Source organism: Paraburkholderia sp. BR10936 (assembly GCF_040965735.1).
GTDB classification, from domain to species: Bacteria; Pseudomonadota; Gammaproteobacteria; order Burkholderiales; family Burkholderiaceae; genus Paraburkholderia; species Paraburkholderia nodosa_A.
Genome location: NZ_JBFRCM010000005.1, coordinates 245367 through 259136 on the forward strand (window position 1 = coordinate 245367; position 13770 = coordinate 259136).

9 protein-coding genes are annotated in these 13770 nt (G+C 63.6%); 1 reads left to right on the top strand and 8 read right to left on the bottom strand.

Going from position 1 to position 13770, the window contains the following annotated elements:
• Positions 1-275: 275 nt before the first annotated feature.
• From AB4Y36_RS13395 to AB4Y36_RS13405, 3 genes are all read right to left on the bottom strand, one after another.
• On the bottom strand, positions 276-1187 hold the full coding sequence (locus tag AB4Y36_RS13395; RefSeq protein ID WP_069263054.1) for a manganese catalase family protein: 912 nt from the start codon (positions 1185-1187) through the stop codon (positions 276-278).
• Positions 1188-1269: 82 nt separating this feature from the next.
• Positions 1270-1770 (bottom strand): ferritin-like domain-containing protein, encoded by a 501-nt coding sequence (locus AB4Y36_RS13400; protein ID WP_368604743.1) that lies wholly within the window; start codon positions 1768-1770, stop codon positions 1270-1272.
• 148 nt (positions 1771-1918) lie between these two features.
• Positions 1919-3457, bottom strand: a complete 1539-nt coding sequence (locus AB4Y36_RS13405) for a DUF2252 family protein (protein WP_368683201.1) — start codon at positions 3455-3457, stop codon at positions 1919-1921.
• Here AB4Y36_RS13405 and AB4Y36_RS13410 point away from each other — a divergent pair.
• A complete protein-coding gene (locus AB4Y36_RS13410) occupies positions 3339-4631 on the top strand; it encodes an Nramp family divalent metal transporter (protein WP_342949799.1) in 1293 nt (430 codons plus the stop codon). The genes AB4Y36_RS13405 and AB4Y36_RS13410 overlap by 119 nt on opposite strands.
• Positions 4632-4668: 37 nt before the next feature.
• Here AB4Y36_RS13410 and AB4Y36_RS13415 read toward each other — a convergent pair whose 3' ends face one another.
• The 5 genes from AB4Y36_RS13415 to AB4Y36_RS13435 all read right to left on the bottom strand — a co-directional run bounded on the left by AB4Y36_RS13415 (position 4669) and on the right by AB4Y36_RS13435 (position 13757).
• Positions 4669-7011: a PAS domain S-box protein gene (locus tag AB4Y36_RS13415; RefSeq protein WP_368683347.1), complete on the bottom strand. Its 2343-nt coding sequence runs from the start codon at positions 7009-7011 to the stop codon at positions 4669-4671.
• Between the two features lie 952 nt (positions 7012-7963).
• Complete coding sequence (locus tag AB4Y36_RS13420) at positions 7964-8770, bottom strand: oxidoreductase (protein ID WP_368618341.1); 807 nt, start codon at positions 8768-8770, stop codon at positions 7964-7966.
• A 33-nt stretch (positions 8771-8803) separates the two neighbouring features.
• Entirely contained in the window at positions 8804-11944 is a 3141-nt protein-coding gene (locus AB4Y36_RS13425; protein WP_368683202.1) for an efflux RND transporter permease subunit, read from the bottom strand.
• On the bottom strand, positions 11941-13056 hold the full coding sequence (locus AB4Y36_RS13430) for an efflux RND transporter periplasmic adaptor subunit (protein WP_368683203.1): 1116 nt from the start codon (positions 13054-13056) through the stop codon (positions 11941-11943). The genes AB4Y36_RS13425 and AB4Y36_RS13430 overlap by 4 nt, the downstream gene beginning before the upstream one ends.
• 83 nt (positions 13057-13139) lie before the next feature.
• A complete protein-coding gene (locus tag AB4Y36_RS13435; RefSeq protein ID WP_368683204.1) occupies positions 13140-13757 on the bottom strand; it encodes a TetR/AcrR family transcriptional regulator in 618 nt (205 codons plus the stop codon).
• Positions 13758-13770 lie beyond the last annotated feature (13 nt).

The window sequence follows — 13770 nt, forward strand, 5'->3', positions numbered from 1 at the left end:
CGGCGAATGCGCCACCGGAAAGCGCAATACAAGCCAGCGCTGCTATCAATTTAGACTTCGTCGTCATGTTTGCCTCCATTCCAATCGATTCGAAACTCAAGGGGTCGTCTCGCGACATCGACGCCGCCAGAGTCAAAGCCAGCGAGTGCGCCATGCAAAGCGCGGCAGTCGGCGTCCGCGGCGGCAGCAGTCACAATCCGCAAGGCACATGCCGGGTGACGGGGCCGGCGCATACGCACCACGCAGCCAGTCGACAATATGCTTCTGCGCTGTGGTCATTTTGAGTCTCCCTCAGGCGGCACCTGAACAGGGCTCTCGGGCCGGATGGCTGCCTCGCCAAGCTCGGCTCCCGTCTGCGGGTCCACGGCGGTCTCCGAACTCAGTCGCTCGCGCATGGCTTTCAGCGCGGCCTGCTGGCTCTCGTCCAGGTTGACCCACGCGTTGCCGTCGCCGCCATCAACCGCCGGTTCACCCTGGCGCATTTCCAGGCCGTTGCCGCTGTTCCATGGCGCGGCGATCGTTTCGCCTCCGTGCGACATCTTGTAGTAGACGTTGGCGAATTCGGCGACGGGCGGACGCTTTCCCGGCGGGAAGTTGCCCTGTATCGCATACAGGGCCTTCTCGAATGACTTCTGGTGCGAGACCTCGCGCGTCATCAGGAAGCCCAGGGCGTCACGGATACCAGGATCGTCCGTCACATTGATCAGCCGTTCATAAACGATCTTTGCCCGTGCTTCCGCGGCGATATTCGAGCGCAGGTCTGCCGTCGGTTCACCGATGGTGTCGATGTAACCTGCGTTCCAGGGCACGCCTGCGGAGTTGACCAGCGGCGGCCCGCCACCGAACAGGACCTGCGTGACGTGGCTGTCGTTGCCAGCGCCGTTGAGCTTGCGGTAAAGCTCAGCCTGCTCATCTACGGCTTCGGCAAGCTCGCCCTTCGCACCCTTGTTGAGCATGGCGACGATCGACCCGATGATTTCCAGATGGCTGAGTTCCTCCGTGGCAATATCGAAGAGCATGTCCTTGCGGCCGGGATCTTCCTCGGCAACCGCCTGGGTGAAATAGCGCATCGCAGCGGCCAGTTCCCCCTGCGGCCCGCCGAACTGCTCGAGCAGCAGGTTGGCGAGACCAGGATTGGTCACGTCGACGCGGACGGTGTACTGCAGTTTCCTGTTGTGCATGAACATCAGGATCTCCCGGTATGACCGAAAAAATTACGCATTGCTAATCAGTCGTTGCCGCACGAAGCAGGCGCCGCTGCCGGGTCGCTCACCCCTTACCCGCCGCCTTCGCGTTGCCCGCCGACTCGGCAAACTTCGAGAGCTTCAGATCGGTAGCCTTTTCTTCCTCAAGCGTTTCCTTGAGCAGCTTCACCGCCTCGTCGTGACCGAGAAGCTTGCCCAGCGCACAGAGGCTGCCGTATGCCGCTATCTCATAGTGCTCCACCTTCTGTGCCGCCGCGATGAGGCCGGCATCGAGGACCGGGCCCTTTTCGATTTCCTCGATCAGTTCGTCGGCTTCCTCAATCAGGCCTTCCATCGCGACGCATTTCATGCGCTTCAGTCGCAATCCGGTGGATTCAACCGCCTTGTCGATGCGCTCGATCTGCCCGTGCGTTTCTTCCAGATGCGTCTTGAACGCTCCTGAAAGCTCAGGATCGCTGACCGTACGCGCGAGCTTTCCGAGGGCGCGGGTCAGCTGCTTTTCTGCGCTGTAGATGTCCGACAGCATATGGACGAACAGGTCGTCTACCGTCTTTCTCTGGCTCATGATCACCTCCGTGGTTTGGGTGATGCGCTTCACGCAACAGCCATTCCTGAGGGAGGGATTCTGGACGGAAACGGCGCGCTCGCCGCTTCTCTGCGCGGCTCGTCAATCGACGCCAAACGGGGGCGGCACGGCCAGCTGTCTCGCGGCATCACCGCTTGCCGGCGCCCCGACGAAGCGCGTAGCGCCGGCAATGCTCGAGATACTCCGCTTCGTGGGCGACAGCCAGCTCGACCATGCTGCGCCAAAGCCACGATGGCGCGCCAGGCGATCCGGGCCGCCTCGCCTGCAGTTCATGCAGCCAGCTCCGGCGGGTCGGGGCATCCATCTGTCCCGCGTGCGCCTGCCCGACCACCAGCGCCAGGAAGTGTGCAGCTTTCACTGCGTCGGCTTCCGTGAGCCGGTCTGCGTCGATTTTGAGATCCTGTGGCATGAGCTCGCGGATCACAACCGCGCAGCCATCCAGACGGGCGGCGAGCATGCGGTCTCCAAGCAGCGGCGAGACGTGTCTGGCACCCTCCGCCACCCGCTTTGCGTTGTCGCGCGGCATCGTGGCGCCGGCGTGGCGAGGCGCCGCGGCGGCGGCGGCCTGCTTGATGTCGACAAGACAGGGCGGCCCCCCTGGAGAACACGTGCCGTCGATATCGAGCAGCACGGCATAGCGCCGCCGCCCGAGGGAGCTGCATCCCTTTACCCAGAAGGCAGCGTCAAGGACGTCTATTTTCCCGCCGCCATGCACAGCGCGGCCCAGCGCTTCCCGTACCGCAAGCCCTGACTGCGATTCGAACAGCGTGCGCACCGCCTGCGATTCCTCTTCGGACAGGGGCCAAAAACGTTTGCCAAGTGGTATGCGAGGCGCGACGCCGTCAATCGTCTGCCGGTCCAGCTTGCGCCACGAGCGGTGCAGCGCCTGCTTCATCGCAACCCTGACGACTGTCGGCCGTTCCGCGCGTTTCGTCTCGTCCGTGCGTGCGTCGTCGAACGCCTGTTCGTATCCGTCGATGAGCGCTTCAGCCATACGGCTGGTGATCACGCCGGGCAGATCCGCGCTACGGGCGGCAGTGGTCAACGACAGTCCCAGGCGCAGGAGATCGTGCACCGGGTTGCCGATGACGCTTTGATCCAGGTCCCGGATCTGGACTGCCACCCGCCCTGAGGCATCGGCCAGCGGGCCGAGATTGCCGAGGTGGCAGTCGCCGCAAATCCATACGGGAGGCCCGTCAGGCAACGTCCCGGATGCCTGGCTGTCGAGCCACGCATAAAAGCGGTCCGCGCTGCCGCGTACGTACGCGTGCGCTGATCGCGCCATCTTGCGCATGCGTAGATCCGCAAGGCGGGGCGCCCGCTCCTCAGGAGTCGGGACACCTTTTAGCGATGCTTTTTTCACGACTTCTCCCTCAGCGCAACACCGGCTGCACACGGCCGCTGGCGCGGCCTGAACCCCGGCGCGCAAGGACCGTGCCAGACGCGCCGAAGCGGCAGTCAGGATTCGGCACGAAAGTTGCGGAATGGGGCTATGCCGCAGGCTGCGGCTTCGAAAGGAGAGCTGCGCCGTGCCGGACGAAAAGGATCTGGAACAGGACCATCTCGAGCCCGAGGCCGCGGTCACCGACCGCACGGAACGCTCCTGGCTGTCGCGCCTCGGCCCCGGCCTCGTGACCGGCGCGGCGGACGACGACCCGAGCGGCATCGGGACGTACTCGCAAGCGGGTGCGCAGTTCGGCTTTACGCTGCTATGGACGCTTCTGCTGTCCTATCCGCTCATGGTCGCCATCCAGATGACGAGCGCGCGCATCGGCCGCGTCACGGGCAAGGGACTCGCCTCGAACATGCGCGCGTTCGGTCCGAAATGGCTCGTCGTCGTGCTGGTGCTGCTGCTGGCCGTGGCCAATACCATCAACATCGCAGCAGATCTCGCCGCGATGGGCGCGGCGATCCACCTTCTCGTTCCTGGCCCCGAGCATCTCTATGTCGTTGCCATTGGCGTGCTCTCGGCCATCATTCAGATTACGCTGCCCTATGAGAGCTATGCGCGCCTACTCAAATGGCTGACCCTGGCGTTGTTCGCCTACGTGGCGGTCGCGTTCGTCGTCCCGGTCGACTGGACAAAGGTCGCCGTCTCACTGGTCTGGCCGCGCGCCAATATTTCTGGCGAGTATCTCACCACCGTTGTGGCCGTGCTTGGTACCACCATCAGCCCGTACCTGTTCTTCTGGCAGGCGTCACAGGAAGTCGAAGAAATGCGCTCGAAGCCTGGCGAGCGGCCGCTGCGATGGATCTCATCGTTCCGGGCCTACCGGCACATAGACCGGATCACGGCTGACACCTGGATCGGTATGGCCGTCTCGAACGGAGTGGGATTCTTCATCATGCTGACGGCCGCCGCGACGCTCTACACGCATCACATAAAAATCCAGACATCCGCCGATGCAGCGAGAGCCCTCGAACCGGTTGCAGGCCATCTGGCGGCATACATCTTTGCCGCCGGCATTGTCGGCACAGGCCTGCTCGCGCTGCCTGTTCTGGCCGGCTCCGCGGCGTACGGGGCTGCTGGCGCGTTCCGGTGGCGCAGCAGCCTTTCTCTGCACCTCACTCTTGCGCGTGAGTTCTATGCCGTCATCGCCCTGGCCATCCTCGGCGGCACCGCCATCACGTTCTGCCACCTCGATCCGGTCAAGGCGCTGTACTGGAGTGCCGTCGTCAACGGACTGGCGGCCGTGCCTGTCATGGTCGTGGTCATGCTGATGGGTACCAACCGGCGCGTGATGGGCAAGTTCGCGATATCCGGGCTGCTGAAAGCGGGCGGCTGGATCGCAACGGCATTCATGGCGGCTGCGGCCGTGGGCATGTTCATTCCCGGCTAGTGGACAACGTTGCAGTGCCGCGAGAGTGGGTGAAGCGTCAGGAAAGTGCCCCGCGCAGGTCGTCAGCCGTATAGGGCTTGCGCAGTTCGCGCCATGAAAAAGGCAGCTGGCCGGTTGGGGGAACGCTCGAGCCCGATCCAAATATCACGCGAATATGGGGCCGTTCGCGCACGGCTTTCAGGGCGAAATCCACGCCTGACATGCCAGGCAACGAGATGTCCGTCAGCAATACGTCGAACTCCTGCTTGCGCAGTGCCTCGTCGGCGCTCTCGGCCGATCTGTGCAACTGAGGGCAATGTCCAAGCATTTCGAGCAATGCGCCCACGGCATCGGCCGAGCCCGCGTCGTCGTCGACCACCAGTACGCGCAATGAGCCGGGGGCCAACCCTTGTTCGCGCTCGCCTTCCTCGACCACTTCGAGATCGATGCCGGGCGAGCCAAGCAGGCGGCGGATCTTCCGCGCGAGCTGGTCGCGGCTGTACGGCTTGCTGAGGAGTTCAACGCCCTCGTCCAGCCGCCCGCCATGCACGATGGCGTTCTGGGTGTACCCGGAGGTGAACAGCACCTTTAGCTGAGGCAGCGTCTTGCAAGCCTGCCGCGCCATCTCCGGACTCTTCAGCGGACCCGGCATCACGACGTCCGTAAAAAGCAGGTCGATATGCACGCCGCTACGGATGATGGCCAGCGCCTGCTGTGGGTCGTCAGCCTTGAGCACCGTGTAGCCAAGGCCGCCCAGCATGTCGACAACGGTCGATTGCAGCTTCGCATCGTCTTCCACGACGAGCACGGTTTCCCTGCCACCGCGCAGCGGTGTGCTGACGGGCGACGGACGCTCGATCGCACTCCCCGTCGAGCGCGGCAAATACACCTTGACGGTAGTGCCTTGGCCGACTTCGCTATAGAGTCGCAAATGGCCGCCGCTCTGCTTGACGAAGCCGTAGACCATGCTCAGACCCAGGCCTGTTCCGTAGCCTTCCGGCTTTGTCGTGAAAAACGGGTCAATTGCCCGCGCCAGTATGTCGGGGGACATTCCCACTCCCGTGTCCGTCACTGCCAGCAGAACGTATTGTCCCGCTGGAACGTCCTGCAGTCCGGCCACATAACGGTCATCGAGCATTGTGTTGCCGAGTTCGAGCGTCAGCCTCCCGCCGTCGGGCATCGCGTCGCGGGCGTTGATCGCAAGGTTCAGAATGACGTTTTCGAGTTGATGGACGTCCGCATAGGTGTTCCACAGACCACCGGCCACGACGGTTTCGACCTGGATGGTTTCGTCGAGCGCGCGGCGCAGCATGTCGTCCATGTTGCGCAGTGCCGTTGCCAGATTGATGACAACCGGCTGTAACGGCTGCCGCCGCCCGAACGCGAGCAATTGCGAAGCGAGCTTGGCCCCGCGCTCTACGGCGTCGATCGCCTTGTCGAGGCGCTCCTGTATCTGACTGTCGCGACTGAGCCTGCTCTCGATCAGCTCGAGATTCCCGCGCACGACCTGCAGCACGTTGTTGAAGTCATGCGCGACACCGCCAGTGAGCTTGCCAATCGCCTCCATTTTCTGCGACTGGTACAGCGCCATGCGCGTTTCGTCGAGCGCGCGTTCCGTCTCGCGCTGCTCGGTAACATCCCGCGTGATTTTCGCGAAACCGGCCAGCGCACCGTCGTTGTCGCGAATCGCATCGATGACTACATGCGCCCAGAAGCGGCTGCCGTCCTTGCGCACACGCCAGCCCTCGGATTCGAAGCGACCCTCGCGCGCGGCCGTTTCGAGCCCGCGCTGCGGCAGCCCTGCCGCGGCATCCTCGGGCGTATAAAAACGCGAAAAATGGGAGCCGATGATTTCAGGTGCCGCATAGCCCTTGATTCGCCGTGCACCCTGGTTCCAGTTTGTAACGCGCCCATCGGGCGACAGCATGAATATGGAATAGTCCGTGACGCCGTCTACCAGCATCCGGAATCGCCGCTCGCTTTCGACCACCGCGTCGTGCGCCCGCTTCTTGTCGCTCATGTCGCGCACAATCTTGCCGTAACCAAGCAGTTGCCCGGCAGGATCGTGCAGTGCCGTGAGAATCACACTTGCCCAGAAGAGACTCCCGTCCTTGCGCGAGCGCCAGCCTTCGGCTTCGCTGCGACCGGTTTCCCGTGTCTCGCGCAGTACATCCTCGGGTACACCGTCGCGACGGTCCTCGTCCGTATAGAAGATGGATAGTGGACGCCCCAGAATTTCCTCGGGGGCATATCCGTAGACCGACTCGCCGCCGGGGTTCCAGCTCGCAACGCGTCCGTCGGTCGTCAGCGCAAAAATCGCATAGTCGGAAGTTGAGTCAATCCATCGGGCCGCCCAGTCTGTCGTCTCCCAGACTACGGTCAGCTTTTGCGATTCGGCCATGCTGGTCCCCTCTTTTGCACAATGACGTCCCCGCACTGCCTGAAGCGCGGCGGAGCCCGCCGCGCTTCGCGACGACAGTCGAAATGGCACCTTCGCCATTTTGCATGCTGTCGGCAAGTCGATCCGTTGCATTTCGTCGACGCGCCGCCCACGCGCCCTGATTTCATCGCCGTGCCGGGACGGAGTTCGCTGCACGGCTACGTAAAGGATGCGGCACAGGAAACCCAGCGAGAGAAAACTGTCATCAAGGCCGACGCTCGGGTTGCGCCGCACGCGCCACCCCGGCCCGTTGGCCGGCATCGCGACACACAGTTTGCACCAGTTTGAAGGCGGGGCGCCCCAACGAAAGCGAACGCGCATGCCGTGATCCTGGATCAACCGGGTGGCATGTGAACGGGAACACAAGCACCAGGTCACGTCGTGCAAGCTCTTCGAGACTATGCCAGCGACAGCTCCTTTACGTCAGCCAAACGAGATGCAAACTGGTTTGCAGGTGCCAGTCCTGAGAGGCACTCTCACGCCAGAACAATATTCCCATATGTTGGGATATCTGGCACGATGGAATGGTGTCCACCCAAGGAAACCGCTCATGCGGCCCACGTCGAGCGTACCGGGAGTCGTGCACTTCGCTCACGCCTGCATCCACCCTCCGTCTAAGGTGGCGCTCTCACGACTTCCGGACCGACGACGGGGGTGCCACTCGTGACACCCAACAGGTGGCTGCTTCTCGGCGTATTGCTGCTTGTCGCATCGATCGCCGCACTATTCATATGGCACTGATTGCGCGTCTATTGACTCGCAAGGATGCGCCTCACATGGCTTCGGGCGTCGCGGCGAACGGGCAGCTTGTCCAACATGCGTCGCGAGGTTCGCAAACGTTCCGATCAATCAAACATCACCCATCCCGGCATTGCGGAAAGCGCAGGAACTCGGGCTGGCTGATGGTACGGCTTCACAGGAGTCCGAACGTTTTCCTCAAGCTTGAATCGACGGGGCCGGTGGGCATAAAGCGTCGCAATTTTCTCAACAGAGAGGCCTCACCCGCCGGTGTGCGACGCATGCGCCAGCTCCCAAGCGCCGCTTCGACAATCGTGTTCGCTACGCCGTCGGGCGCGGGGGCGCCTTTGACACTCTTGACGACTGCGCTCGATGCAAGGCTACGCTCGCGATCATAGGCGGCGATTTTCGAGCTTGCCAGAGGGGCGTTGGTGTCCAGGTTGGTCCTGGTAAAGGACGGTTCGACCAGCGTTGCGCGTATGCCGAACTGGCGCACCTCATGGTCCAGGGTCTCGGTCAGCCCTTCGACGGCATGCTTGGACGCCGAATAGAGACCCATGTAGGGGGCGGGCAGGAAGCCAAGCACCGAACTGACATTGACGATCCTTCCGCCACGCTGTTCCCGCATGTGAGGGAGTACCGCCTGCGTCGTGCGTAGAATGCTGAATACATTGGTATCGAACAGCGACACGGCCTCGGCAGCCGAAGTTTCCTCCACGGCACCGATCAGGCTCATTCCCGCATTATTGACGAGCACATCGATTCGCCCGGCGAGTTCGATGACGGACTGGATTGCGGCCCGGACCGATGCATCGTCGCGAACGTCCATCTCGACGAGCTCGACGCCGGAGACAGGCACCGCTGTTGCGATGCTGCGCACGGTACCCAATACGCGGCAACCCCGGCCGGCAAACTTCTCGGCGGTGGCGCGTCCGATACCCGATGACACCCCGGTCACAACGACAACGGTGGATTTCGACATGAACAGCTCCCCTCAGGTGAAATTGATGATGTTTTAAGTGCGCGCGTCGAGCGCATCCTGTGTCACCGGTTCTGAATGCGATGACTGGTTATCCCGGCTCTTGTGCGAACCCGCAGAAGTGCCGGGGCGGATCTTGAACCAGATGGAATACATCGCCGGCAGGAACACCAGCGTGAGAATCGTCCCGGCGAACGTACCGCCGATCAGCGTGTAGGCGAGCGTTCCCCAGAACACCGAGTGGGTCAGCGGGATGAAGGCCAGGATCGCCGCCATGGCCGTCAGGATCACCGGGCGGGCGCGCTGCACGGTGGCTTCGACAACCGCATGGAACGGATCCAGCCCGGCATGTTCGTTCTGATGAATCTGCCCGATCAGGATCAGCGTGTTGCGCATCAGGATGCCCGACAGCGCGATGAGGCCGACCAGCGCGTTGATGCCGAAAGGCTGCCGGAACAGGATCAACGTCGGCACCACGCCGATCAGGCCGAGCGGGCTCGTCATGAACACCATCACCATCGCGGAAATCGAGCGAACCTGGAAAATGATGATGACCAGCGTGATCGCCAGCATGATCGGGAACAGCGGCAACATGGCGGTCGTCGCCTTGCCCGATTCCTCGATGGAGCCCGCCTCCTCGATGCGATAGCCGTCGGGCAGCTTCGCGATGATCGGTTGAATCTGCCGGGTGATCGCCGTTGAGACGTCCGGCGGCTGCAGGTTGTCGGCAATGTCGCCGCGTACCGTGATCGTCGGCACGCGGTCGCGCCAGCGCATGACCGGCTCCTCCATGCGCACGTCGACCTTGCCCACCTGCGACAGCGGGATGCGCTGCCCGTTGGCCCCGGCCAGCGTGAAGTCGCCGAGCCGGGCCGGGTCGAGACGCACATCGCCGGCCGAACGCGCGATGACCTGCACGCTTCGAATATCCTCACGCACCGCGGTGACGGGCACGCCGGTGAGCAGGAACTGCAGTTGTTGCGCGACGGCGCTGGAGGTGAGCCCCACCGCCTGCAGACGATCCTGCTGCAGCGTGAAGTGCAGCGTGGGCGAGCGCGTGCCCCAGTCGGTGTTGACCGTGCGCATCATCGGACTGGCCTCCATCACCTGCTGAACTTCAGCCGCGATGCCGCGCAGCTTGTCCGGGTCCGGACCGGTGACGCGATAGGCGACGGGAAACGGCGAATACGGCCCGAACACGAGTTGCGTGACCCGCACGCGCGCTTCCGGGGCGAGACCGTCGGCGATGGCCTGACGCAGTCGCTGCTTCAACGCGTCGCGCTCGTCCTGGCTGTCCGTGCGGACCACGATCTTGGCGAACGACGGATCGGGCAGCTCCGGCCCCATGGCCAGGTAAAAGCGCGGCGCACCTTGCCCGACGTAAGCCGTGACGATTTTGGCTTCCCTCTGTTTTGCCAGCCACGCCTCCACCTTTTCGGTCGCGGCGCTGGTTTGGGAAATGGAGGTGCCATAGGGCATCTGCACCTCGACCAGCACTTCAGGACGGTCGGAGATCGGGAAGAACTGCTTCTTGACCACGCCCATACCGAGGATGGCCAGGGCGAAGAGGCCAACGACCGAACCGGCGACCAGCCATTTGTGCGCGATGACACGCGTGAGCAGCTGACGGAAGCGGTTGTAGCGGGGCGTGTCGTAGATCGCGTCGTGGCCGCCTTCGACCTGTTTGAAGTCGGGCAGCATCTTCACGCCGAGGTACGGCGTGAAGACCACAGCGACGACCCAGGATGCGATCAGCGCGATGCCGACGATCCAGAACATGTTGCTCGTGTATTCGCCCGCGGTGGACCGTGCGAAGCCGTTGGGCATGAAGCCGACCGCCGTCACCAGCGTGCCCGAGAGCATCGGCGCGGCGGTGTGGCTCCAGGCATAGGCGGAGGCGGCCACGCGGCTATAGCCTTCTTCCATCTTCACCACCATCATTTCGATGGCGATGATCGCGTCGTCGACGAGCAGGCCCAGCGCCAGGATCAACGAGCCCAGGGTGATGCGGTCGAAGTTCTTGCCTGTCGCGGCCATGACCACGAACACGATGGCCAGCGTCAACGGCACGGCGGCGGCCACCACCAGGCCCGCGCGCCAGCCCATGCTCACGAAACTCACGAGCATGACCACCAGCAAAGCGGCGAAAAACTTGAGCATGAACTCGTCGACCGCCGAATGAATGTTGACGGCCTGATCCGTGACCTTGGTCAGGCTCATTCCCAGCGGCAGCCCGGCGTTGATTGTGCCGACCTCGCTGTCCAGTGCCTTGCCGAGATCGAGCCCGTTCCAGCCGTCGCGCATGACGATGCCGAGCAGCAAGGCCGGTTCGCCGTTGTTGCGGATCATGAAGGTTGCAGGATCTTCATAACCGCGCTCGACAGTGGCGATGTCCGACAGCTTCAGCGTGCGACCTTGCACGACGACGGGCGTATCGCGGATCTTCTGCAGCTTGTCAAAGGCGCCGTCCAGGCGAATCAACACTTCCGGTCCTTTGGTCTCCACGGAGCCGGCTGGCGTCAGGGCGTTCTGGCCATTGAGCGCGGCGAACACGTCCTGCGGGCCGACACCGAGCGTTGCCAGCCGATCATGTGAGAACTGGACGTAGATGCGCTCGGCCTGCTCGCCGATGATGTCGACCTTCTTCACGCCCGGCACGTGCAGCAACCGCTGGCGCAGCGACTCGGCGTCGCGCACGAGCCGGCGTTGCGGTTCGCCCCTGGCCTTCAGCGCAAAGAGTGCGAAGGTGACGTCCGCGTATTCGTCGTTGACCATCGGCCCGATCACGCCAGCCGGAAGGTTGGCGGCTTCGTCGCCGATTTTTTTCCGGGCCTGGTAAAACTCCTCCTGCACCTCCGACGGTGGGGTGCTGTCGAGCAACGTCAGCGTTGTGAAGGCGAGGCCGGGTCGCGTGTAGGTCTCGGTCCGGTCGTACCAGCGCAGCTCCTGCATGCGCTTTTCGATTTTCTCCGCGACCTGATCGTGCATCTCCTGTGCGGTGGCGCCAGGCCACGCGGTGACGATGGTCATCACCTTGATGGTGAACGCCGGGTCTTCGGCGCGACCCAGCTTGAAGAAGGACAGGAGTCCGGCCAGCGAGATCAGGCAGATCAGGAACAGGGTGATGGAGCGCTCGCGCACGGCGAGCGCCGACAGGTTGAATCGGCCTTCGCTCACGGACGTGCTCCCTGGTTCGCCACTACGACGGCCTGGCCGGACATCCGGACCTGTTCACCTTCGCGCAGCAACTGGGCACCTAGCGCGACGACGCGCTCGCCCTGTTTCAACGTACCGGAGACGCGAGCGCTGTCGTCGTCCAGGTGAAGGACCGTGACCGGCCGCCATGCAACCCTGGCCGGCTCGCCGTTGACGACCCATACGCCGGGCCCTTTGCCCGCGTCGAGCAGCGCGCCGATCGGCACCTGCAAGCCGCCCTGGAGCGCCACGCGTGCGTCCGGTATCTCGATCGTGACGGTTGCGCCCAGCGGCGCGTCGGCCAGCGCACCCTGCAGGACATAACGCGCTTCGAAGGTGCGGGTACGTGGATCCGCCGTATCCGAGAGCTGGCGCAGCGTGGCTGGCACGCTCACGCCGCTGTTGCCGAACAGGGTGGCCTGGGCGACCGAACCGATGGCGGGGCGCAGGGTTTCCGGTAGCTGGATGACAGCCTCGCGGCGCCCGGCGTGGGCCAGGCGCACCACGGGTTGTCCGGCGCTGACGACCTGACCCGGCTCGGCCAGCGTTTCCATCACGACGCCATCCCCGTCCGCCACCAGCTCGGCATAGCCGGTCGCGTTGCGCGCCACGTCGGCGTCAGCCTCGGCCGCGCTGAGCTGCGCCCTGGCTGCATCGGCGGCCGCCTTGGCCTGGTCGTAGGCCGAAGCCGAGATCGCACCCGTGCCGCGCAGGTCGCGATAGCGCTCCTCATCCTGCGCGGTCTGCTGCGCCCGCGCCCGCGCAGCGGTGACCGCCTCCTGCCGGGCCTGCGCGGCAAGCTTGAGATCGGTGGGGTCGAGGCGCATCAGCAGCTGGCCGCGTTTGACGGTTTGCCCGGCATCCACCAGCCGCTCCAGCACCTTGCCGGAGACGCGAAATCCCAGGTCGCTTTGCACGCGTGCGGCGACGGTTCCGGTAAACGAACGGGACGCGGGGATCGCCGCCTCGGCGATGGCGGTGCGCACCAGGGGCGTCTCGGTGCGCGGATCGGAAGGCGCTTTGTCGCCGCAGGCGGCTAGCGCAAGTGGCAGTGCATAGACGACTGCAGAGGTAGCGAGGCGACGCCGGAGCATGAAAGTCCCATTGATGGAGGAATCGGGGCTTTCATTGTGGTTCTTGTGACCAATTTAGTCAATGGTCACAAACGAAATTTCCATCAAGGCGACAGACTGCGGAGCACGAGGCTGGACAGTTGCGCGGGCGCGACCTTCGTGTAATCGAAGCTGTACTGCAGGAGCATCGGGTTCAGGTAGGGGCGCATGACCAGATAGATCGCCATCGCGGTCTCATCGAGCGGCGTTTTGCGCTCGAAGTCCCCGCTCTGCCGGCCCTCCTGCAGGATGTCCTGAAGCAGCTTCTGGACGCGCGCCTCATACGAAACCACGGCCTGCCAGTTCTCCGTGGCCGCTGATGCTGCAATCTCGTAGAGCTTGCGGTCCTGGAAAAACAGACGAAGGCTCGCCTCGGTGAAGACGCTGAACATTCGCCGCAACTTCTCCGGCGGCAGATCGGTCTGGGCGATGGCCGCCCTGACCTCGCTTTCGATCTCGTGCAGGCAGTTCGCGCAAATCATCTCGCCAATGGCTTGCTTGGACTCGAAAAACTTGTAGATGTAGGCCTTGGAAAACCCGATCGCCCTGGCGAGATCGGAGACCGTCGTTTTCTCGTAGCCATACCGGCTGAAGTGCTCGGTGGCGGCGGCAACGATCTGATCTCGTACTTCGTGGTCAGCGGGGCCGCGAGTCGTGATGGGAGGAGTGGTGGCGTTTTTCATGGGGATAAGCATA

Excerpts from the sequence above, each read along its gene's own strand:
- AB4Y36_RS13395 (WP_069263054.1), bottom strand. The coding sequence starts at position 1,187 with ATGTTCATGCACAACAGGAAACTGCAGTACACCGTCCGCGTCGACGTG.
- AB4Y36_RS13400 (WP_368604743.1), bottom strand. The coding sequence starts at position 1,770 with ATGAGCCAGAGAAAGACGGTAGACGACCTGTTCGTCCATATGCTGTCG.
- AB4Y36_RS13405 (WP_368683201.1), bottom strand. The coding sequence starts at position 3,457 with ATGCCGCTCGGGTCGTCGTCCGCCGCGCCGGTCACGAGGCCGGGGCCG.
- AB4Y36_RS13415 (WP_368683347.1), bottom strand. The coding sequence starts at position 7,011 with ATGGCCGAATCGCAAAAGCTGACCGTAGTCTGGGAGACGACAGACTGG.
- AB4Y36_RS13420 (WP_368618341.1), bottom strand. The coding sequence starts at position 8,770 with ATGTCGAAATCCACCGTTGTCGTTGTGACCGGGGTGTCATCGGGTATC.
- AB4Y36_RS13430 (WP_368683203.1), bottom strand. The coding sequence starts at position 13,056 with ATGCTCCGGCGTCGCCTCGCTACCTCTGCAGTCGTCTATGCACTGCCA.
- AB4Y36_RS13435 (WP_368683204.1), bottom strand. The coding sequence starts at position 13,757 with ATGAAAAACGCCACCACTCCTCCCATCACGACTCGCGGCCCCGCTGAC.